This window comes from Streptomyces sp. NPDC033131, assembly GCF_055578365.1.
Genome location: NZ_JBVIPA010000037.1, coordinates 60,707 through 83,244 on the forward strand (window position 1 = coordinate 60,707; position 22,538 = coordinate 83,244).

15 protein-coding genes are annotated in these 22,538 nt (G+C 70.3%); 2 read left to right on the forward strand and 13 right to left on the reverse strand.

Annotation, left to right across the window (positions count from 1 at the left end; translation table 11 throughout):
• Window positions 1–3 precede the first annotated feature (3 nt).
• The 6 genes from ACZ5XS_RS35050 to ACZ5XS_RS35075 form a co-directional block, all read right to left on the reverse strand.
• Window positions 4–534: a GNAT family N-acetyltransferase gene (locus tag ACZ5XS_RS35050; RefSeq protein ID WP_468658223.1), complete on the reverse strand. Its 531-nt coding sequence runs from the start codon at window positions 532–534 to the stop codon at window positions 4–6.
• 40 nt (window positions 535–574) lie between these two features.
• Window positions 575–1,423: a GNAT family N-acetyltransferase gene (locus tag ACZ5XS_RS35055; protein WP_468658225.1), complete on the reverse strand. Its 849-nt coding sequence runs from the start codon at window positions 1,421–1,423 to the stop codon at window positions 575–577.
• Between the two features lie 194 nt (window positions 1,424–1,617).
• Window positions 1,618–2,775 (reverse strand): flavodoxin-dependent (E)-4-hydroxy-3-methylbut-2-enyl-diphosphate synthase, encoded by a 1,158-nt coding sequence (gene ispG, locus ACZ5XS_RS35060; RefSeq protein WP_217234578.1) that lies wholly within the window; start codon window positions 2,773–2,775, stop codon window positions 1,618–1,620.
• 169 nt (window positions 2,776–2,944) lie between these two features.
• Window positions 2,945–4,237 carry a M50 family metallopeptidase gene (locus ACZ5XS_RS35065; protein WP_468658281.1) on the reverse strand — a complete coding sequence of 431 codons (1,293 nt, stop codon included), beginning with the start codon at window positions 4,235–4,237 and terminating at the stop codon, window positions 2,945–2,947.
• Between the two features lie 8 nt (window positions 4,238–4,245).
• Window positions 4,246–5,502, reverse strand: coding sequence for a 1-deoxy-D-xylulose-5-phosphate reductoisomerase (gene dxr, locus ACZ5XS_RS35070; RefSeq protein ID WP_468658227.1), 1,257 nt, complete (start codon window positions 5,500–5,502; stop codon window positions 4,246–4,248).
• A gap of 97 nt (window positions 5,503–5,599) precedes the next feature.
• Entirely contained in the window at window positions 5,600–7,531 is a 1,932-nt protein-coding gene (locus ACZ5XS_RS35075; protein ID WP_468658229.1) for an acyl-CoA dehydrogenase family protein, read from the reverse strand.
• 606 nt (window positions 7,532–8,137) lie between these two features.
• Here ACZ5XS_RS35075 and ACZ5XS_RS35080 point away from each other — a divergent pair.
• On the forward strand, window positions 8,138–9,157 hold the full coding sequence (locus ACZ5XS_RS35080) for a LacI family DNA-binding transcriptional regulator (protein ID WP_468658231.1): 1,020 nt from the start codon (window positions 8,138–8,140) through the stop codon (window positions 9,155–9,157).
• A gap of 70 nt (window positions 9,158–9,227) precedes the next feature.
• Window positions 9,228–11,288, forward strand: a complete 2,061-nt coding sequence (locus tag ACZ5XS_RS35085; RefSeq protein ID WP_468658233.1) for a glycoside hydrolase family 31 protein — start codon at window positions 9,228–9,230, stop codon at window positions 11,286–11,288.
• A 73-nt stretch (window positions 11,289–11,361) separates the two neighbouring features.
• Here ACZ5XS_RS35085 and ACZ5XS_RS35090 read toward each other — a convergent pair whose 3' ends face one another.
• The 7 genes from ACZ5XS_RS35090 to ACZ5XS_RS35120 form a co-directional block, all read right to left on the reverse strand.
• On the reverse strand, window positions 11,362–12,087 hold the full coding sequence (locus ACZ5XS_RS35090) for a glycoside hydrolase family 12 protein (protein WP_468658235.1): 726 nt from the start codon (window positions 12,085–12,087) through the stop codon (window positions 11,362–11,364).
• Between the two features lie 48 nt (window positions 12,088–12,135).
• Entirely contained in the window at window positions 12,136–14,346 is a 2,211-nt protein-coding gene (locus tag ACZ5XS_RS35095) for a glycosyl hydrolase family 95 catalytic domain-containing protein (protein ID WP_468658237.1), read from the reverse strand.
• Window positions 14,343–16,310 (reverse strand): beta-galactosidase, encoded by a 1,968-nt coding sequence (locus ACZ5XS_RS35100; RefSeq protein WP_468658239.1) that lies wholly within the window; start codon window positions 16,308–16,310, stop codon window positions 14,343–14,345. Before ACZ5XS_RS35100 ends, ACZ5XS_RS35095 begins: the two co-directional genes overlap by 4 nt.
• Window positions 16,310–18,520 carry a 1,4-beta-glucanase gene (locus ACZ5XS_RS35105; RefSeq protein WP_468658241.1) on the reverse strand — a complete coding sequence of 737 codons (2,211 nt, stop codon included), beginning with the start codon at window positions 18,518–18,520 and terminating at the stop codon, window positions 16,310–16,312. The genes ACZ5XS_RS35100 and ACZ5XS_RS35105 overlap by 1 nt, the downstream gene beginning before the upstream one ends.
• Window positions 18,521–18,675: 155 nt before the next feature.
• On the reverse strand, window positions 18,676–19,626 hold the full coding sequence (locus tag ACZ5XS_RS35110; protein WP_468658243.1) for a carbohydrate ABC transporter permease: 951 nt from the start codon (window positions 19,624–19,626) through the stop codon (window positions 18,676–18,678).
• Window positions 19,623–20,711 carry an ABC transporter permease gene (locus ACZ5XS_RS35115; protein ID WP_468658245.1) on the reverse strand — a complete coding sequence of 363 codons (1,089 nt, stop codon included), beginning with the start codon at window positions 20,709–20,711 and terminating at the stop codon, window positions 19,623–19,625. The genes ACZ5XS_RS35110 and ACZ5XS_RS35115 overlap by 4 nt, the downstream gene beginning before the upstream one ends.
• A gap of 4 nt (window positions 20,712–20,715) precedes the next feature.
• Window positions 20,716–22,404 (reverse strand): extracellular solute-binding protein, encoded by a 1,689-nt coding sequence (locus tag ACZ5XS_RS35120; RefSeq protein WP_468658247.1) that lies wholly within the window; start codon window positions 22,402–22,404, stop codon window positions 20,716–20,718.
• Between the last annotated feature and the right edge of the window lie 134 nt (window positions 22,405–22,538).

Below are 22,538 nucleotides of genomic sequence, written 5' to 3' on the forward strand. Positions count from 1 at the left end.
CGGTTAACGGCGGCGCAGCGGCAGCGGGGCGCCCATCACGGCGTACGGCTTGGGGGCGCTGGGGAACAGGACCTGGCGGGCGAGGTCCTGGTAGCCGAGGGAGTGGTAGAGGCCGCGGGCCGGGCTGTCCTGGTCGATCGCGGACAGGATCGAGCGGGGTTCGGCGGCGGTGTCCGTGATCGTGGTGATCAGGGTGCGGCCGATACCGCGGTTCTGGTGGTGCGGGTGGACGTGCAACTCGGTGATCACGAAGGAGTCGTCGAGCCAGTCGTCACAGTGCCGTGCGCGGAGGTACGGCTCCACGACCGTCGACCACCAGTGGGCGCGGTCGTTGGGCATGCCGTAGACGAACCCGACAAGGCTGCCGCCGGCGGTCGCGCCGAAGGCCCTCGCGCCCGGATAGATCATGTGGCGCAGCACGATCTGGCGGCGTACGGCGACCTCGTCGGGGCCGAGTCCGAAGGCGACGGCCTGGACGGCCAGGGCCTCGTCTACGTGGGCTGAGAGGTCCAAGGGGCCGATGACGAGGTCCATGCGGGGAGCCTACAGGGGGGTCCCGGTTGAGGTGGGGCCGCTAGAACAGGACACTCATGAAGGCGCCGACCTCCTGGAAGCCGACCCTCCTGTACGTCCTTCGCGCCGCCGTGTTGAAGTCGTTCACGTACAGGCTCACCACCGGGGCCACGTCCGCCAGCGCGTAACGCAGGACCGCCGCCATGCCCGGAGCGGCCAGGCCCCTCCCCCGGTACTCGGGGGCCACCCACACGCCCTGGATCTGGCAGGCGCGGTCGGTCGCGGCGCCGATCTCGGCCTTGAAGACGACCTTGCCGTCGGCGTCGAGACGGGCGAAGGAGCGGCCGGCGCCGACGAGTTCGGCGACCCTGGCCTGGTAGAGGAGGCCCCCGTCGCCGGCCATCGGCGAGACGCCGACCTCCTCGGTGAACATCGCCACACACGCCGGCATGATCGTGTCCACCTCGTCCTTGCGGATGCGACGGACATAGGGATCCGGGGCGACGGTGGTGGACACGCGGTCGGTGACCATGAGGGGCTGCTGGGAGCGGACCTCGCGGGCCGGCCCCCAGCTCGGCTCCAGCAACCGCCAGAGCTGGGCGGTGGGTTCGGCGGGGCCGACGACGGAGGAGCAGCGGCGGCCGGCCCTGCGGGCACGGTCGGCGAAGGCGCGGACGGCCCTCGGGGTCGCGCAGATCGGGACCAGGTTGGCGCCGGCGTAGCACAGGGACGTCAGCATGCCGTCCTCGTACCAGCCCCACATCTCGCCGCCGAGCCGCCACGGGTCGAGTCCGGCGACCTGCACCCGGGAGGTCACGAAGGCGTTCGCGACCGGCTCGCGGTCGAGGACGGCGAGCGCGGCGTCCAGGTCGCTCGGTTCGAGGACCCGGGAGGTGGTCTGGGTCAACACGGGCGGGGCCTCACACTGGGGTCTGCTGGTCCCCGCACTGTACCTGCGGAAGCTGAGCGGCGCCGCCCTGTGTCCGGTGCCGCCTGTTTGCCGGTGACCGTCGGCTGCGGTCCCCTCCCTGGGGGCTGCCGCCCCCCGGACCCCCGCTTTCGGCCCGAAGGGCCTCGTCCTCGGTCGCCGGACGGGCTGAAGGGTCAGCCCGCGACGGAGATCGACGGCTCGCCCGACGCCACCCCGTCCGCCTCCATCTGCTCGGCCAGCTTCATGGCCTCCTCGATGAGGGTCTCGACGATCTTGGACTCGGGGACGGTCTTGATGACCTCGCCCTTCACGAAGATCTGGCCCTTGCCGTTGCCGGAGGCCACACCGAGGTCGGCCTCGCGGGCCTCGCCGGGGCCGTTGACCACGCAGCCCATGACGGCGACGCGGAGCGGGACCTCCATGCCGGTCAGGCCGGCGGTGACTTCCTCGGCCAGCTTGTAGACGTCGACCTGGGCACGACCGCAGGACGGGCAGGAGACGATCTCCAGGCCGCGCTGCCTGAGGTTCAGCGACTCCAGGATCTGGTTGCCGACCTTGACCTCTTCGACGGGGGGCGCGGAGAGGGACACACGGATCGTGTCGCCGATGCCCTGCGACAGCAGCGCCCCGAAGGCGACAGCCGACTTGATCGTGCCCTGGAAGGCGGGACCCGCCTCCGTCACACCCAGGTGCAGCGGGTAGTCGCACTGGGCGGCGAGCTGGCGGTAGGCCTCGACCATCACGACGGGGTCGTTGTGCTTCACGGAGATCTTGATGTCCCGGAAGTCGTGCTCCTCGAAGAGGGACGCCTCCCACAGGGCGGACTCCGCCAGCGCCTCGGGGGTCGCCTTGCCGTACTTCTGGAGCAGGCGCCGGTCCAGCGAGCCCGCGTTCACCCCGATGCGGATCGGCGTGCCGTGGTCCTTCGCGGCCCGCGCGATCTCTTTCACCTTGTCGTCGAACTGCTTGATGTTGCCGGGGTTCACCCGGACCGCGGCGCAGCCGGCCTCGATGGCGGCGAAGACGTACTTCGGCTGGAAGTGGATGTCGGCGATGACCGGGATCTGCGACTTGCGGGCGATGGTCGCGAGCGCGTCGGCGTCGTCCTGGGTGGGGCAGGCCACACGGACGATCTGGCAGCCGGAGGCGGTGAGCTCGGCGATCTGCTGGAGGGTGGCGCCGATGTCGGACGTGCGGGTCGTGGTCATCGACTGCACGGACACCGGGGCGTCGCCGCCGACCGCCACGGTTCCGACCTGGATCTGCCGGCTCTTGCGGCGCTCGGCGAGCCTGGTCGGAACGGACGGCATGCCGAGAGAAATCGCAGTCATCTGCTGTGCAACCCCAAGTCGTGGATCAAGGTCCAGGTCCCGTCAGCGGCGGGCTCCAGGCTTCGAGATTACGGCACATGTCCAGGCGCGAGCACATCACGACCGTAAACCCACTCGATGGAGGGCGGCCCGGCATCGAGGATGCCGGGCCGCCGGGAACTCCTCGTGACTAGGAGATTCTCACCGGGTTAACGACGTCCGCGATGAGGACCAGGATCGTGAAGCAGATGAAGATCCCCGCCACCACATAGGCGACCGGCATCAGCTTCGCCACGTCGAACGGTCCGGGGTCCGGACGCCGCAGCACCTTCGCCAGGTTGCGGCGCAGGGACTCCCACAGGGCGCCCGCGATGTGGCCGCCGTCGAGGGGCAGCAGCGGGAGCATGTTGAAGAGGAACAGGGAGAGATTGAAGCCGGCGACCAGCATCAGGGCCATGGCCAGTTGCTGGGTCGGGGGGATGTCCAGGGTGAAGATCTCGCCGCCCACGCGGGCCGCGCCGACCACGCCCATCGGGGAGTCCGGCTCCCGTACGCCGTCGCCGAAGGCCGCGTCCCACAGGGCGGGGATCTTGCTGGGGATGGCGGCGAGGGAGTCGACGGCGTCGGCGACGCGGTCGCCCATCCAGGTCACCGAGTCGCCGAAGTCCTGTTTGACGATGCCGGTGGCGGCGCTGAAGCCGAGGAAGCCGGCGGTGACGTACTCACCCTGGACGTACTGGCCGCTGGAGTCCTTCTTGGCGACCTGGTTGGAGGCGATCTTCGCGTGCAGGGTGAGTTGCTCGCCCTTGCGGTCGACGACGATCGCCACCTCCTTGTCGGGGTTGGCGCGGATGAGGTCGGAGAGCCGGTTCCAGTCGTCGGTCTTCACGCCGGCGAAGGAGATGATCTCGTCGCCCGCCTTGAGGCCGGCGGCCGCGGCCGGGGAGGGCGGGTCGGACTTCCTGCACTCGTCGCGGCTCTGGCTCTGGGCGATGACGCACTGGGAGACCGAGCTGACCGTGTTGGTCTGCTGCGAGATGCCGAAGCCCATGAGGACGGTGAGGAACAGCGCCACCGCGAGGATCAGGTTCATGAAGGGGCCCGCGAACATCACGATGACCCGTTTCCAGGGCTTGCGCGTGTAGAAGAGGCGCTTCTCGTCACCCGGCCTGAGCTCCTCGAAGGCGGCCGAGCGGGCGTCCTCGATCATGCCGCGCCAGGGTGAGGTGGAGCGGGCCTCCAGACGGCCGTCCGCGCCGGGCGGGAACATGCCGATCATGCGGATGTAGCCGCCGAACGGGATGGCCTTGATGCCGTACTCGGTGTCGCCCTTCTTGCGCGAGAAGAGCGTCGGGCCGAAGCCGACCATGTACTGCGGCACGCGGATGCCGAAGAGCTTGGCGGTGGACAGGTGCCCCAGCTCGTGCCACGCGATCGAGATCAGCAGGCCGGCCGCGAAGATCACTATGCCGAGGATGAACATCAGTGTCGTCATGCACGGGCCTCCGCCGTCTGTGCCGCCAGTTGCCGGGCCCGGGTCCGCGCCCAGGTCTCCGCTTCGAGGACGTCCGTGAGAGTGAGCGAGGTTCCCGTACGCGGGGTGCCGTGCTCGTCCACCACCCGGGTCACGGTCTCCATGATCCCGTTGAACGGCAGCGCGCCGGCCCGGAAGGCCTCGACGCACTCCTCGTTGGCGGCATTGAACACCGCCGGGGCCGTGCCCGCGAGCCGCCCCACGTGGCACGCGAGGCCGACGGACGGGAACGCTTCGTGGTCGAGCGGGAAGAACTCCCAGGTCGACGCCTTGCTCCAGTCGAAGGCGGGGGCCGCGTCGGGGACGCGTTCGGGCCAGCCGAGACCGATGGCGATCGGCCCCCGCATGTCGGGGGGCGTCGCCTGCGCGATCGTGGATCCGTCCGTGAACTCAACCATCGAGTGGACATACGACTGCGGATGCACGACCACCTCAATGCGTTCGAAGGGAATGTCGTACAGCAGGTGTGCCTCGATGACCTCCAGGCCCTTGTTGACGAGGGTCGCGGAGTTGATCGTGATCACCGGGCCCATGGCCCAGGTGGGGTGCGCGAGGGCCTCCTCGACGGACACCTGAGCCAGCTCGGCCTTGGTGCGGCCGCGGAAGGGGCCGCCGGACGCCGTGACGACGAGCTTGCGTACGTCCGCTCTCGTGCCGGACGCGAGGGCCTGGAACAGCGCCGCGTGCTCGGAGTCGACCGGGATGATCTGTCCTGGCTTGGCGAGGGCCTTGACCAGCGGGCCGCCCACGATGAGCGACTCCTTGTTGGCGAGCGCGAGGGTGCGGCCCGCCTCCAGGGCGGCGAGGGTCGGGGCGAGGCCGATGGAGCCGGTGATGCCGTTCAGGACGGTGTGGCAGTCGGAGGCGGCGAGCTGCGCGGCCGCGTCGGGGCCGGCGAGGATCTCGGGGAGCGCTTCGCCGGTGCCGTAGTGGGAGCTCAGGGCCTCGCGCAGGGCCGGTACGACGTCCTCGCGGGCCACGGCGACGGTCCTCGCCCGGAGCCGGTGCGCCTGTTCGGCGAGGAGGGCGATCCGGCCGCCGTTGGCCGAGAGCCCGGTGACCCGGAACCGGTCGGGATTGCGCAGCACGAGGTCGATGGCCTGGGTGCCGATCGAGCCGGTGGAGCCGAGGATCACCACGTCCTTCGGCCCGTCGCCCGCGACCGGGTCGTAGACGAGGTGCGGGTCGGCGAGAGGGGCTGGACTGTCGGTCATCCCTCCATTGTGGCCGTAAGGACGGTGTGTGAGGACAGGGAGTCCCCCTCGTCCCCCGGACGGGGGGAACGAGGGGGACTCCCTGCCGGTGGGCCGGTCAGCGGATCGGACGGTGCACGTTCTCCTTCCGGCTCGGCCCCGGTGTCGCGTCGGCGATCCACGGCCCGTCGCCCGACGGGTCGACGACGCCCTCCTCCAGCCACTCGTACGTGCCCGAGAGCACGCCCTTGACGACCGTGCGGTCGAGATCGTCGGTGTTGGTCCACAGGCGGCCGAAGAGTTCCTCGACGCGCATGCGGGACTGGCGGCAGAAGACGTCGGCGAGTTGGTAGGCCTCGCGGCCGTGGTCCTCGGTGGTGCGCAGGAGTTCGGCGCGTACGCAGGCCGCGCTCATCGCGAACAGTTCGGCGCCGATGTCGACGATCCGGCCGAGGAAGCCCTGTTTGGTCTCCATCCGGCCCTGCCAGCGGGACATGGCGTAGAAGGTGGAGCGGGCGAGTTTGCGGGCGGCGCGTTCGACGTAGCGCAGGTGCGGGGAGAGGTCGACCTCGTGCTTGAACTCGTTGTAGGAGTTGGGGAGTTGGCCTGGTCCCGCGACCAGTTTGGGCAGCCACTTGGCGTAGAAGGCGCCGGCCTGGGCGCCCGCTTTCGCCTTGTCCGAGAGGGACTTCTCCGGGTCGATCAGGTCGCCCGCGACCGAGAGGTGGGCGTCGACGGCCTCGCGGGCGATCAGCAGGTGCATGATCTCGGTGGAGCCCTCGAAGATGCGGTTGATGCGCAGGTCGCGCAGGATCTGCTCGGCGGGCACCGCGCGCTCGCCGCGGGCCGCCAGCGACTCGGCCGTCTCGAAGCCCCGGCCGCCCCTGATCTGGACCAGTTCGTCGGCCATCAGACAGGCCATCTCGGAGCCGTAGAGCTTGGCGAGGGCGGCCTCGATACGGATGTCGTTGCGGTCCTCGTCCGCCATCTGGGACGCCAGGTCCAGTACGGCCTCCAGGGCGAAGGTCGTCGCCGCGATGAAGCTGATCTTCGAGCCGACCGCCTCGTGGAAGGCGACCGGCTTGCCCCACTGCTCCCGGGCCGCCGACCACTCGCGGGCGATCTTCAGACACCACTTTCCGGCGCCGACGCACATGGCGGGCAGCGAGAGGCGGCCGGTGTTGAGGGTGGTGAGGGCGATCTTGAGGCCGGCGCCCTCGGGGCCGATGCGGTTGGCGGCGGGGACGCGGACCCGGTGGAAGCGGGTGACGCCGTTCTCCAGGCCGCGCAGGCCCATGAAGGCGTTGCGGTTCTCGACCGTGACGCCCTCGGAGGCGGACTCGACGACGAACGCCGTGATGCCGCCCTTGTGCCCCTCGGACTTGGGCACGCGCGCCATGACCACGAGGAGGTCGGCGACGACGCCGTTGGTCGTCCAGAGCTTGACGCCGTCGAGGACGTAGTCGTCTCCGTCGGGGACGGCCGAGGTGGCCAGGCGAGCGGGGTCGGAGCCGACGTCCGGCTCGGTGAGCAGGAAGGCCGAGATGTCCGTGCGGGCGCAGCGCGGCAGGAACGTCTCCTTCTGCTCCTGGGTGCCGAACATCTTCAGCGGCTGCGGTACGCCGATCGACTGATGGGCGGACAGCAGGGCGCCGATCGCCGGGTTCGCGGAGCCGACCAGGGCGAGGGCCTTGTTGTAGTAGACCTGTGTGAGGCCGAGGCCGCCATATTTGGTGTCGATCTTCATGCCGAGGGCGCCGAGCTCCTTGAGCCCGTTGATCGTCTCGTCGGGGATCTGCGCGTCCCGCTCGATGCGCGCCGAGTCGATCTTCGTCTCGCAGAAGTCGCGGAGTTTGGCGAGGAATTCCTCGCCGCGCTGGGCGTCCTCGTCGGGCGGCATCGGGTGGGGGTGGATGAGGTCGAGCCGGAAGCGGCCGAGGAACAGTTCCTTGGCGAAGCTGGGCTTGCGCCAGTCCTGTTCCCGGGCGGCCTCCGCCACCTGGCGCGCTTCACGCTCGGTGACGGTGGGTTGGGTGGGTGCTGCGGACATTGAGGCTCACCTCGCCGCGAATCGGGATCTTGGGGCCGTTTGGTTACCGACGGGTGCTACCCGATCGTATGTACCCGATCCGGGCCGCCCCCACCACCCCTCGCGCGTCCGTTCAGCCGTTGTCGGCCGCGCAGGACTTCACGTCCGGGCGTCCCGTGCCCTTGCGGGCCTCGTGCCGGGGCCGATGCCGGAGGCGTACGTGTCGTCCGTCAGGAGCTTGCGCCGGACGAGTGTCCGGGTGACGTCCCAGGGGCGGGCCGGCGAACGTGGAGGGGTGCTCGCGCTCGTCGCGTCAGTGGCCGCCGGCCGGCCAAGGGGTGCCGTCGGGGGCAGGAGGCGTTGCCCGGCCTCGCATCACGGTCCTCCCCGTTCCATGGCCCGCCACCCCCGGTCGTGGTAGGCAGGAACCTCCACCTCCGGACGGCCGGGCGGCAGCGGGTCGGTCAGGGACCGGCACCCCTACGGCCCCTCGTCCGCAAGTCGCAGTCGAAGCGCTTCGACAACCTATGGACACCCACCCCCGGTGGAGCTACTGTCGAACCACCCTCACCCGCCCTTATTCGCAACGCGCACTGTCGAAGCGCTTCACAAAGCTTGGAGAGCTGGATGGTCACCCTCGCCGAGGTCGCCCAGCACGCCGGAGTCTCGGCGAGCACGGTGAGCTATGTCCTCAGCGGCAAGCGGTCCATCTCCGGAGCCACCCGGCAGCGGGTGGAGCAGAGCATCCGCGAGCTCGGCTACCACCCGAACGCGGGCGCCCGCGCCCTGGCCAGCAGCAAGTCGAACATCATCGCGCTGATGATCCCGCTGCGCACCGACATCTACGTGCCGGTGATGATGGAGATCGCCATCGCGGTGGCCACCACGGCCCGCACGTACGGTTACGACGTGCTGCTGCTCACCGGCGAGGAGGGCCCCGACGCCGTGCGCCGCGTCACCGGCAGCGGGCTGGCCGACGCGATGATCCTGATGGACGTGGAACTCGACGACGAGCGGCTGCCGCTGCTGCGTGGCACCGACCAGCCGTCCGTGCTGATCGGGCTGCCCGCCGACACCTCCGGACTGACCTGTGTCGACCTCGACTTCAGGGCGACGGGCGCGCTGTGCGTCGAGCACCTGGCGAAGCTGGGCCACCGCGACATCGCCGTCATCGGCGAGGCCCCGGCCGTCTACGAACGGCACACCGGCTTCGCCGAGCGCACTCTCGACGGACTGCGGTCCCGCGCCCAGGAGCTGGGCGTACGACTGCTGCACCGGCCCTGCGGGGGCGGGTACGACGCGATGGCCGTGACCCTCGCCCGGGTCCTCGACGAGCGGCCGGGCACCACCGGGTTCGTCGTGCAGAACGAGTCGGCCGTCGAGCCGCTGCTCGCCCTGCTGCGCCAGCAGGGGCGGGCCGTCCCCGAGGACGTGTCGGTGGTCGCGATCTGCCCGGACCAGGTCGCCGTCCAGGCCTCGGTGCGGCTGACGTCGGTCGCCATCCCCGCGCAGGACATGGGCCGGCACGCCGTGGAGCGGCTGGTCGCCAAGCTCGACGGCCACGGAGCCGACGAAGTCGTGCTGATCGCCCCCGAGCTGACGGTACGGACGAGCACGGGGCCCGCCCCGGCCCTGTCCGGATCCTGACGCCGAACCCGCCCCCGCCACGCCCTGCCGGGGCACCGCCATGCCCGCACTCCTTCAAGGAGCACTCCACGTGAATCAGCCTGCCGAAACCCAGCCCCAGGCCGGGGGCCAGCCCAAGGTCAGCCTCGCGCAGTCGTCTCCCACCGTCGGCTCGTTCCGCGAGCGGGACGGCGCGCTGGAGTGGAGCGGCCGCCAGGAGACCGTGCGCATCGAGCCGTGGGGTCCGGACGCGGTCCGGGTCCGCGCCCGGCTCGGCGGTCCGGTCCTCGACGGGCTGCCGGGCGCGCTGCTCGACGAGCCGCCCGCCACCGAGTCCACCGTCAAGATCGAGGACGGGCAGGGTCTGCTGACCGTCGGCTCGCTGACGGTGGAGGTCAGCGCCGAGGGCCTGATCCGCTTCCTGCGCACCGCGGACGGCTCCGAGGTGCTGGCAGAGGACCGCGCGCACTTCTGGTGGCCGGGCTCGCGTCTCTACACCGCCGTCGGCAACGGCCACCACCGCCTCGAGCAGCGCTTCGCCGCCTACGACGACGAGAAGCTGTACGGCCTGGGCCAGCACCAGCACGGCCGGCTGGACCAGAAGGGCCTGGTCGTGGACCTGGTCCAGCGCAACGCCGAGGTCGGCATCCCGGTGCTCACCTCCAGCCGCGGCTACACGCTGCTGTGGAACAACCCGGCGATCGGCCGCGTCGAGCTGGCCGGCAACGGCACCCGCTGGGTGGCGGACTCGGCCCGCCAGCTCGACTACTGGATCACCGCGGGCGCCCCGGCCGACGCCCAGCGGCACTACAGCGCGGTCACCGGCCGCACCCCGATGCTCCCCGAGTGGGCGGCGGGCTTCTGGCAGTGCAAGCTGCGCTACCGCACGCAGGACGAACTCCTCGGTGTGGCCCGGGAGTACAAGCGGCGCGGACTGCCGCTCGACGTGATCGTCTGCGACTTCTTCCACTGGACGCACCTGGGCGACTGGAAGTTCGACCTGTCGGAGTGGCCCGACCCGGCGGCGATGGTGCGCGAGCTGGAGGAGCTCGGCGTCAAGCTGGTGGTGAGCGTGTGGCCGTCGGTGTCCCCGCTGAGCGAGAACCACCAGCTCATGGAGCAGCGCGGCTACTTCATCGGCACCCAGTACGGCCCGATGGCGCACGCCGACTGGCCGGACAAGGAGGTCGCCTCCACCGTCCAGGTCGCCTTCTACGACGCCACCAACCCCGAGGCCCGCGACTTCCTGTGGTCGCGGGTGAAGCACAACTACCTGGAGCCGTACGGCATCACGGCCTTCTGGCTGGACGCCTGCGAGCCGGAGCTGAAGCCGGGCTTCTCGGAGAACCTGCGCTACTGGGCGGGCCCGGGCCTGGAGGTCGGCAACATGTACCCGGCCGAGAACGCCCGCACCTTCTACGAGGGCCTGCTGGCGACCGGCGAGGACGAGATCATCTCCCTCAACCGCTCGGCGTGGGCGGGCAGCCAGCGCTACGGCGCCGCCCTGTGGTCCGGCGACATCGGCACCGACTTCCCGACCCTGCGCAGCCAGATCGCGGCCGGTCTCAACACCGCCCTGTCGGGCATCCCGTGGTGGAACACCGACATCGGCGGCTTCCACGGCGGCGACCCGGACGACCCGGCGTACCGCGAGGTGATGATCCGCTGGTTCCAGTTCGGGGCGCTGTCCCCGCTGATGCGCCTGCATGGCTTCCGCGACCCCGGCATGCCGCTGGGCCCGGAGATGACCGGCGGTCCCAACGAGGTGTGGTCGTACGGCGAGGAGGCCGGGACGATCATGGAGCGGTATCTGCGGCTGCGCGAGCGCCTCAAGCCGTACGTCCTGAAGGTCATGCGCGAGGCCCACGAGGAGGGCCTGCCGGTGATGCGCCCGCTGTTCCTGGAGTTCCCCGAGGACCAGGCGGCCTGGTCGGTCGACGACGCCTATCTCTTCGGCGGGGACCTGCTGGTCGCCCCGGTGCTCACCGCGGGTGCCACGGCCCGCACGACGTATCTCCCGGCGGGCGCGACCTGGACGGACGCGTGGACCGGTGAGACGTACGAGGGCGGTACGGCCGTGACGGTCGACGCCCCCCTGGACCGCATCCCGCTGTTCCTGAGGGACGGGGCACGGCTGCCCGTGGCGGAGTAGGCGCGCGGGACGCGGAAGTGCGGCCGGTCCCGTGGGGGAGGACCGGCCGCACTGTCCTGCGGGGAGGCGGGGGTCAGCTGCTGCCGACCGTCAGGTTGTTGGTGGTGAAGTCCAGACCGCCGGCCGACGAGGTGATCTCGAAGCCGAACTGGACGTCACCGATGGTCTCGTTGCCCATCCAGCCCTTGGCGTCCTTGATCCACTTCAGGATCGGCAGGATGTTGACGGTGCCGGAGCTGGAGTTGGAGGTGCGGATGAACGAGAAGACCTCGTTGGCGCCGTTGTTGCCCTTGTAGACGGTCCAGGTGTGGCCGCCGAGCGTCACATTGCCCTGCGAGGTGCCGAGGGGGCCGACGGCTCCGGTCTTGTTGACCCAGAGCATGATCTCGTAGTCGTAGTCCGTGTCCCAGATGTCGTACGACGTGTTGTACGCGCCGGACGACGGGACGCTGACGTTGTAGCTGCTGGAGAGCGAACCCAGCGAGGTGATCGACTTGTTGATCACCTTCTTGGCGTTGGGGTAGGACTTGATGCCGCCGGTGTTGGGGTGGTCGGCCCAGGTACCCCAGTTGGTGCCGGAGTTGGCCCAGGTGCACTGGCTTCCGGCCGGCGCGGACGGGGTGCCGCCCCAGATGTTGTTGTAGAGCGTGTAGCCGTTCAGGTTCGTGTTGCCGTACTGGTCGCAGGTGCTCCAGACGGCGGCGGAGGCGGGGGCGGAGGCGACGCCGACGGTGACGCCGAGCGCGAGGGCGGGGGCCAGCAGGACCTTGCTGATCCTGCCGAGGGTGCGTGATGCCATGGTGTCCCTTCCATGGGTGGGGGGAAATGCGGGGGATTTTTTGGGGGGTTACCACGCCCCGAGAGTGAGGACGTGGTCTTCTCCGGCGACGAGGTGGAGCGGTTCGGGGCCGGAGGAAGTCCGGAGTTCGACGCGGTGGGTCCGGGTGGGGCGGATCACCGCGGTCGCTTCGCGCTGGTTCCAGGTGAGGTCGATCTCGGCCCCGAACCGCGTGCGGATGCCGCGCAGTTCGCCCTTCGGGTACGCCGGCGGCAGCGCGGGCAGCAGGACCAGCCGGTCCGGGGTCGACTGCACGAGCATCTCGACGAGCACGGCGGGCAGGGTGAGCGCGGCGTCCGCGTTGTAGACGTCACGGTTCGGGTAGTGCGCGCTCATCAGCGAGGCGTGGAAGAAGTCCCCCTCGAGGACCTGGCCGAGGGCGTGCGCGACCCGTTCGCCGTCGCGCAGGCGGGTGGCGATCAGGGCGTGGTGCAGGTGGCCGTGCGCGGAGTCGTTCTCGGCGCCGCGCAGTTCGAGGGCCCGGTACGCGGCTGCCGCGAGGTCCGGGGTGTCGTAGGGGTTGATCTGGTCGAGCGGCCAGACGCCGTAGAGATGGCTGAGGTGGCGGTGTTCGTAGGTGTCGTCGAGGCCGGGCCAGGCCCACTCGGCGAGCGCGCCGTCGGCGTTGATCCGGTGGGGCGGGAGCCGGTCGGCGAGGGCACGCCAGCCGTCCGCCCGTTCCGGGTGGTAGTCGGCGGCGGTGTGCAGGGCGTGACGGGCGGCCGAGAGGTCCATGGCCGCGTTGATCGCGCCCCAGCTCGCGTTCGCCGGGCGGTTCTCCGGCGAGTAGGAGGGGACGACGACCAGGTGGCCGTCGGCGTCCGTCCGCGTGAGGAAGTCCGCGTAGAACGTGGCTACTTGGGCGAGGGCATGGGCGGTGCGCGGGTCGCGTTCGCCGCGGGTCTCGTCGTGGTCGACGAGCGGCTTGAGCAGCCAGTCGGCGCCGGCGGTCCACAGGTGGAGCGGGAATTCGCGGCTGAAGTGGTAGGTCAGCCCGGTCTCGCCGTCGCTGTGGGGCGGGGCGACCACACCGCGGGCACCGAAGATCGCGCGGGCGTTGTCGGCCCAGTCGTCGAGCTGTCGGTGGATCAGGGCGGCGTGGGCTTCCGTGACTTCGGGCAGAGCCGCGGCCGCGGCGGACGAGGTCTGGAGGTTGAGGTTGGCGTCGTTGGTGAACGCGCCCGCCCACGCCGTGTCCCAGTCGCCGGTCCACAGGCCGACGAGGCGGGGCGGGAGCAGTCCGCTGGCGGAGAGCAGGTGGTAGCGGCCGGCGGCGAAGAGGCGTTCCAGGAGGGCGGGGCTGTCGGGGCGGGTGAGCAACTCCGCGCCGGTCAGGGCGCGTTCGGCTGGGTCCGCGCCGAGATCGAGGGTGACGCGCTCGTAGGCCGTGCGGTGCCGCTCGGTGTGGCGGTCCAGGAGGCGGGCGTACGGGTCGCCGTCGTCCGGGATCAGGTCGCCGACGGCGCGGGCGTGGGCCAGGGCGTCCGGATCGGGCGTGTCGGGCGCGTCCGTGTGCCGTAGGACGCGGGTGAGCAGGAGCACGGACTCGGCGCCGGTGATCCGCAGACCGGGAGGGGTGAGCGTCGTACGGCCGCCGGTGACCGCGACGAGCGTCACGCCGGTGTACGCGCGAACGCTGCCGGGGTAGCGGGCGCGCAGGGTGAGCAGGGCGCCCTCGGGGGTGAGGACGGCGCCGTGGCCGACGGCGAGGTCGTCGGGTGCGCCCGGGAGCCGGTGGTCGAGGGAGATCTCCAGGTCGGTGGCGGTGACCTGCTGGACGATGACGTCGTCGGCGCGCGAGACGAAGACCCTGCTGCTCCAGTCGGCGCACTCGGCGGTGGCGACGCCGGTCGTGAAGTCGACGCAGCGGCGGTACGCGCGCGGTTCGTCCTCGGTCGTCCTGCGCAGCCGTATCTGGAAGGCCGGGTGGAACGGCTGGACCCACTGGAGGGCGCGGCCGTCCGTGAACGTCTCGGCGGCGCTCCGCTCTCCGGCGAGCAACCGGTCCTGGAGCGCGGGGAGTTCGGCGGCGAGCTCCGGCGGGCGGGCGTGCTCGGCGCCGTTCGGGCGGACGAGGGTGTGATGCGTGACGATGACCCGCTCGTCGTTCGGGTCGCCGAACACCATGGCGCCGTGCCGGCCGTTGCCGCTCAGGAAGGCGTCCTCCCAGCGGGCGGCGGGCCGCGGCTCCCAGGTGCCGTGGACGGGTCCGGTACTCATGGCCTCAGCACCGCCACTCCGTAGCGGCCGAGGGTGAGCTCGTCCATGACGTCCGCGTCCGTCAGAAGGTCCCGGTGGGTGCCCGGCACCTCGACCGTCACGGACTCGCGGCCGTGGTTGAGGAGGAAGAGCAGATCACCGCGGCGGACCGCCTCGACCTGGGCGGGCAGCGCGTCGAGCACGGGGCGGGCGCCCGCGTCGGCGGCGAGCCGGGCGAGCAGGTCGCGCATCGCGTCCGGCTCGGGGAGCGTCGAGAGATACCAGGCGCGTCCCTTGCGGAGCACGGCCGGCAGCCCGTCGAGCTCCCCGCCCTTGTACGCGGCCTCGACCTCGCCGTCCTCGGTCTGCTCGATCTCCTCCGACCACAGGGTGCCGCGGAAGCCGTCGCACTCGACGCTCTCGCCCGCGTCCAGGGGCCACCACTCGTGCAGGGTGCGGATGCCGAACAGGTCGCGCAGGCGGGCGTCCATGCCTCCGGCCCGGACCCGGTCGTCCTCGTCGGCGACGCCGGTGAGGAAGCCGGAGACGAGGGTGCCGCCGCCGCGGACGTACCCGAGCAGGTTCTCGATCGCCGCGTCGGTGAGGGCGTACAGCTGGGGGACGACGACGAGCCGGTAGGCGCTCAGGTCGTGCTCGGGGTGGGCGAAGTCGGTCGTGAGGTGGGCTTCCCAGAGGGCTCGGTGCCAGGCTCGCAGGACGTCGGGGTGGTCGACTCGCGTGGACAGGCGGCCGTCCTGGGCGCCGGCCCACCAGGCGTGCCAGTCGTGCAGGACGGCAATGTGGTGGGGCGAGTGACTGCTCGTCACCTCTGCGCCGATCTTCGCGAGGTCCGCGCCGAGCTGCTTGACCTCCTGGTAGGTACGGCCCTCCTCCCCCGCGTGACTGACCATCCCGGAGTGGAACTTCTCCGAGCCCTGCCGGGACTGCCGCCACTGGAAGTAGCAGACGGCGTCGGCTCCTCGGGCGACGGCCTGGAGGGACCAGAGGCGGTTGAGGCCGCGCGGCTTGGGGTGGTTGACGCCCCGCCAGTTGACCGGTCCCGCCGCCTGCTCCATCAGCATCCAGGGGCCGCGCGCCTGGGAGCGGGTCATGTCCTGGACGAGGGCGCCGTTCTGGGCGCCGAACGGGTCGCGCGGGTCGGGGTAGAGGTCGACCGAGACGACGTCCTCCTCCTCGGCCCAGCGCCAGGCGTCCTGGCCCACCCACAGCGGCATGAAGTTGGTGGTGACGGGGAGGTGCGGGGTGGCCCGGCGGACGATGTCGCGCTCGACGGCGTAGCACTCCAGAAGCATGTCGGACGTGAACCGCTTGAAGTCCAGCACCTGGGTGGGGTTCTTCAGGTAGTGGGCGTGCCGGGGCGTGTGGATCTCCGCCCAGTCGCCGTAGCCCTGGCTCCAGAAGGCGGTGCCCCAGGCCTCGTTGAGGGCGTCGAGCGTGTCGTACCGCTGTCGGAGCCAGTCGCGGAAGCGGGCGGCGGCCTCGTCGCTCCAGTCGTAGGTGCAGTACTCGTTGTTGATGTGCCACATGGTGAGGGCCGGGTGGCCGCCGTAGCGGGCGGCCAGGTCCTCGGTGACGGCGGCGGCGTACCGGCGGTAGACGGCACTGGAGTGCGAGAAGTGCTGGCGGCCGCCCCACCACTCGGTACGGCCGTCCTGGTCGACGGGCAGGGTCTCGGGGTGGAGGTGCCCCATCCAGGGCGGGGGCGACGCGGTGGGCGTGGCCAGGACGACCCCGATGCCGTTGTCGTGCATGAGGTCCATCAGCCGGTCCAGCCAGCCGAAGTCCCGCTCCCCCGGGCGGGGTTCGAGCTTCGCCCAGGAGAAGACGCCGAGGGTGACGGAGTTGACGCCGGCGTCCTTCATCAGGCGGACGTCGTCGAGCCAGGTCTCCTCGGGCCACTGCTCGGGGTTGTAGTCGCCGCCGTAGAGGATGCGGCCGCGGGTGGCGTCGGCGAGCCCTGGCATCAGACGGGCTCCCCGTACTGGACACCGCGCCCGTTGGTGGCGAGGTAGACACGGCCGTACACGCGCGGGTCACCGGTGATCGCCTCGCCGATCCAGCCCCACTGGTGCTGGTCGTCGTTGATCCGCACCCAGGTCCTGGCCTCGTCGTCGGAGCGGTAGACGGCGGTGATGGCCTCGGTCGACCCGACCAGGTAGACCGCCGGGAAGTCGGCACCCTCGGCGGCCTTGCCGAAGCCGAGGGCGTGCGAGGCCCAGCAGCTGTCGGACTTGGCGAAGGTGACCCCGCCGTCGGTGGACCGGTGGAGGCCGTTGGTCTTGGTGGAGAGCCACAGGTCGCCCGACCTGCCGGGGGCGGCGACCAGCTCGAACTGAGTGTCGCCGGAGGGGAGTCCGGTCGCACGCGCCGTGAACGACAGGCCACCGTCAGTGCTGGCGAACAGCGTTCCCGTGTCGGTGTCGTACGCGTAGAAGCGCGCCGGGTCGGCCGGGTCGGCGACCGGCGTGGCGCCCTTCGGGAAGGAGGGGATCTCGGTCCAGGTGGCACCGTTGTCCGCCGAGCGGTGGGCCGGGTACTTCGTGCCGTCCCAGTGCACGAAGGACCACAGCAGCACGCTGGCGTCGGCGTTGGTGGCGATCGGTCCCGGTGCGTCCTTGGCGATCGCGGGCTGGGCCTTGAAGGGTGCCCAGGTCTGCCCGCCGTCGTTCGAGTGGGCGCCGTTGCCGTTGTCGCCCCAGCCCGCGCGGACCACGTACGCCGGTCTGGCCGCGGCCTGCGCGAGTCCCGTCGCCGACCCGAAGATCGGGTTCGACGCCATGCCGCGCGAGGGGGACGCCGTGAGCGACTCGTGGTACATCACGCCGATGTCCCCGTTGCCGCTGATCAGGTGTGCCGTTCCGGTCGGGGGCGAGATCAGCTGGCGGGCGGACGCCTCCTCCAGGCCGCGGATCCGCGGGGCCCAGTTCTTCAGGTCCCGGGTGCCGTAGATGGTCGCGCCGGTGCCGTAGAGGACGTGCCGGGAGTCGTACGGGTCGAGGGCGAGGGCCTGGATCCACCAGCCGAACTTCGGCTTGTCCGCTCCCCACTTGAGGTAGGGCGTCTCGGAGACGTCGAGGACGGCCGTGTCCTTCAGGGACGTCCAGGTGCGTCCGCCGTCGGTGCTGCGGAACACCGTGTCGACCGCCGCCCACCGGTTGTTGGTGGAGACGACGAGCGTGCCGGGCCGGCGGGCGTCGACGGCGACACCGCCGTAGCCGAAGGTGTCGGCCGAGCCGTCGGCGGTGGTGCCGCCCGGCTTGACGGGCGTGACCTCGGTCCACTTGCCGTTGAGGGTGCACAGCTTGTGCACGCTGCCGTCGGACTGGCCGTTGGGGCCGGGCGCGTTGGCGTACGTCAGGTAGAGGTGGCTGGTGCCCCGGTCGTAGGCGGCGCGGATCGGCACCTTGGCGGCGGCGCCGGACGGCTGACCGGGGACGGCTTTCCAGGTGGTGCCGTCGGTGGTGCGGAACAGGTTGGCGGTGGTGCCGTCGCCGTCACCCCAGCCGGCGTAGAGCGTGCGCCCGGCGGCGACGAGGAGGGTGACGCCCTGGCCGGTGCCGCTGGGGGTGGCGGGGAAGCTCACCGCTTTCCAAGTGGCGCCCCGGTCGGTGGACTTGAGCAGCCCGTCGTGCCGGGTGCCCAGCCACAGGACGTCACTGTCGCGCGGATCGACGACCAGCCGCTCGCCGGCGCCGCGCCCGTCCTCGTTGGCGCCGAGCTTCACCTCGAGGTCGGTACGGGCCCAGGTGGCACCGCGGTCCTCGGACCGCAGGACGGCACCGTTGCCGGCCCAGGACTGGGCGTAGGTGCCGAGGGAGAGGTAGAGGCGGTTCGGGTGGGCGGGGTCGACGGCCATGGCCTCGACGCCGAGCAGGTTCCAGTCGTCCCAGCCGAGGTGGTCGGTCAGCGGGACCCAGCTCGCGGTGCGGTCGTCCCACCGGTAGGCGCCGCCTATGTCGGTACGGGCGTAGGCGAGGCCGCGGACGGAGGGGTGGAAGAGGATGCCGGTGACGAAGCCGGTGCCGCCTTGGACGGCGTTGCGCCAGCGGTAGGCGGGGGTCACTTGGGCCTCGGCGCCGTACGCACGCCCCTGGCCTACGGGAATCGCGGTGAGCGCGGCGGCGGCCGCGGTTCCGGCGAGAACGGCACGTCTGCTCAGGCTGGACGCGTGCATGACACTTACCTCGATCTACGAAAGGGGAGTGGGATACCTGCCTGGGGGCGCGGGGCGGTGACATTCTGCGGCTCCGCCGCGTGGGCGCGACCAGCCACGACGGACCCGCAGCCGGAAGACCACAGAACCCCCCACTCACGCCCACCGCTCGGACGTCAGCCTTTCACCGCGCCGGTCAGCATGCCCTTCTTGAAGTGCCGCTGCACGAAGGGCGAGATCACGGCGACGGGCAGCAGCGCCAGCACCATGACCGCCATCTGGACGCCGAGCGCGGACAACTGGCCCGTCTTGATGGCCTGGCCCATGCCGACCGGAGGCTCCTGCTTCTGGACGAGCTGGATCATGACGTTCTGCAAAGGCATCATGTCCTGGTCGCTCAGGTAGATCGACGCGTTGAACCAGGCGCTCCAGTAGCCGACGGCGTAGAACAGCGTGATCACCGCGATGACCGCGCGGGAGAGCGGCATCACGATCTGCCACAGGATCCGCCAGTCCCCTGCCCCGTCGATCCGCGCGCTGTCGGTGAGCTCCGGCGAGATGCCCATGAAGAACGCCCGCAGCACCAGGATGTTGAAGACGCTGATCGCGCTCGGAAGGATCAGCGCGAGATACGTGTCGGTCAACCCCAGGGACTGCACCAGCAGATACGTGGGAATGAGGCCGGCCCCGAAGAACATCGTCGCGAGCAGGATCATCAGGAACCATCGGTGGCCGACGGACCCGATACGGGAGAGCCCGTACGCCGAGAGGATGGACACCGTCATCGAGAACAGTGTGCCGGCGAACGTGACGCCCAGGCTGACGAGGGAGGCGCGGGTGACCTGGCCGCCGCTCAGCAGTTCCTGGTAGGCGATGAAGGTGATGTCCTTGGGGATCACCACCAGGCCGCCGGCGTCGGTGATGGCCTGCTTCGTGGACAGACTGGTGACGACGACGATCCACAGGGGGAACAGGACGGCGATGCAGGCGCCGGCCAGGACGATGCCCTTGCCCGCGAGCCCGGCCTTGTGCGGCTCCTCGTCCCAGACGGGCCTCGGCGGGGCGGCCCAGCGTCCGGGTACCTTCGTACCGGGGGCCTTCGGCCGTTCTTCGGTCACGGCACTCACTTCTTGTACACCCCCTGCTCGCCCATGAGATGGGCGACCTTGTTCGCGGCGAGGACGAGCCCGAGACTGACCACGCCCTTGATCAGGCCCGCCGCGGCCGCGTAACTGAAGTCCTGGTTGCGGACGCCGTTCCACCACACATAGGTGTCGAGGACTTCCGCCGCGCCCGGCCCGACGGCGTCCCGTTGCAGCAGGATCTGTTCGAAGCCGACGGTGAGGGCGTCACCGACGCGCAGCACCAGCAGCAGGGCGATCACCGGGCGCAGCGCGGGCAGGGTGACATGCCACATCCGGCGCCAGCGTCCGGCCCCGTCCATTGCCGAGGCCTCGTACAGGTCGGGACTGACGGAGGCCAGGGCCGCGAGGAAAACGATGACACCCCAGCCGGCGTCCTTCCAGACTCCCTCGGCCGTTACCAGGAACTTGAAGATCCCCGGGTCGGTCATGAGGTCGAAGCCCTCGTAGCCGTGCCGGCGCAGGGTCTGCGCGATGATGCCGGCGCCGCCGAAGATCTGCTGGAAGACGGTGATGACCAGCACCCAGGAGAAGAAGTGCGGCAGGTAGAGGATCGCCTGGGACACCGCCCGCACCCTGGGCCTGATCACACTGTTGATGAGCAGCGCGAGCAGGATCGGGACGGGGAAGAAGAGCAGCAGCTGGAGGGAGAACAGGACGAAGGTGTTCTGGACGGCGTCCCAGAACGCCGAGTCCTCGAAGAGCCGCGAGAACTGCTCGAAACCCACCCAGGGGCTGTGGAAGATGGCGACGAAACCGTTGTCGCTGACATACGGGTCGTACTCCTGGAAGGCGACGACGTTGCCCAGGATCGGTATGTAGTTGAAGACCAGGACCAGCAGGACGGCCGGCAGGGTCATCAGGATCAGCGTGCGGTCCCGCTTGAGGCGGGTCCTGAGGGTGCCGCCGTTCGCGGCCTTCCTCAGTGCCTTCTTCTCGGCCTTGGAGACCCCCGGGGGCTTGGCGGCCTTGGCGGATTTGCGCTCTCGGGCGGAGGGGTCGGCGGTGTCGTCGGTCGTCGGCGACGGCGCGGTGCGCGCGGCGGCGCCCGGAGTGGTGCTGTGTGCCACTTCGTCACCCCTGCGCGGATCCGCTGTCGTCCAGCAGCTTCTGGTACCAGTCCCGCAGCTTGTCGCCGCCCTTGCTCTTCCAGTCGGACACCGCCTGCTGCATGTCGCTGATCTTCTTGCGGCCGCGGACGACGTCGTCCTCCAACTGCTCGAAGTCGTTGGACAGGTTCGTGTAGCGGGTCGGCTCGATGATCTGGAGACCGTAGAAGGAGGACTTCTTGGTGAAGGCACCCATCCGCTGCTGCCATTCGACCTGTGCCTTCGCGATCTCCGGGAGGTCGGGGTGCGCGATCGTCGAGGCGGGGCTCGCGAGCATCACGAAGGCGTTCAGGACCTCCTGGTTGCCCTTGTCGTTCTTGGTGGGCGTGCCGTCCTTGACCGTGTAGTGCGTGCCCTCGACCCCGTAGTTGGTGAGCATGTACTCCTCGGTGCCGTACGGGGCGGCGGTGACGTTCGCGGCGGCGAGGATGTCGTGGATCACGGTCTTCGACGCCTTCTTGTTGACGAAGGCGTAGATGTTGGCGGGCGCTCCGGCCCACAGCGTGGGGTCCCCACCGTCGTGGCCGAAGATGTCCATGCCGCCCATCCGGAAGTCCGGGTTCTGGGTGGCCTGCTCGGCGGTCTTGCCCCACCAGCTGGAGATGTCGTTGTTGAAGAACAGGACCTCGCCCGAGGTGAAGCGAAGACCGGCGTCGCCCTGGTTCTGCGCCTTGGCGTCCGGGTGGACGACCCCCGCCGCGTACAGCTTGCGCACCCACTCCAGCGCTTCGAGGTACTCGTCGGTCTCGACGCGGTAGATCAGCTTGCCGTCGACGAGGTTCCAGCCCAGCGCCTTCTCGCTGCCGGACAGCACACCGAAGCTGCTGAAGGCCGTCCACTTCATGTCGTCGCAGGCCCACACCTTCGCCTTGGCGTTGGTGATCTCCTTGGCCAGGGCCAGGAACTCGTCCGCCGACGTGGGGAGTTCGTAGCCCTTCGCGTCGAAGATGTCCTTGCGGTAGTACGGCACGATGTTGGGGACGTACGAGCTGGGCATCGGCAGGCCGCGCAGCTTGCCGCCGAAGATGGAGCGCTGCCAGGCGTCGGTCGGGATGGCGGCGAGGTTCGGGAACTCCTTGACCTTGTCGCCGGAGAGGTAGGGCCCCAGGTCGGCCATCTTGCTGATGATGGCGCTCGGTATCTTGCCGCCCATGTTCCAGCCGGGGATGACCACGACGTCCGGCATGTCGCTGGAGGCGAGGACCGCGCCCAGCTTCTCGTCGTAGGTGTTGCCATCCTGGTTCTGCCAGACGACGTTGACGCCGATCTTCTCGTTCATCGCCTTGTAGTAGGGGTTGTCGCCCCTCGGCGGCGATCCCCAGAACGGCGACATGATCTTGATGGTGCTGCCCTTGCCGAGCTTCTGCGGCACCGAGGTCTTCAGATCGTCCAGGACGAGCTTGCTCGTGAACCCGACGGAGGAGCCGTTCTTCGACGGGATGTCCGGCGTCACCACGTTCTGCGCCACGAAGGCGGGAAGGATCTTCTTCGCATCCTTGCCCGAGGTCGTGCCCTCCTTGGACCCGCTGTCCGAGCCGCCGCAGGCGGCAAGCAACGGCATCCCGCCCGCCACCGCTGCGGTGGCGACCGCAGTGGAGGCGAGGAAGCTTCTCCGGCTGGGCCCGGAGGAGGCGGAAGCGGCGTTCGGCGTCATTGCGTCAACCCTTCATGGCGCACCAGGACACCCGGCGGTGGAGCCGTCGGCTGCGGTGTCTTGAGTGGAACTGGCTGAGCTGAAGCGGTCGTAGCGACTAGTCGAAGTAGTCGAAGCGCTTCGATGTTGCTGCG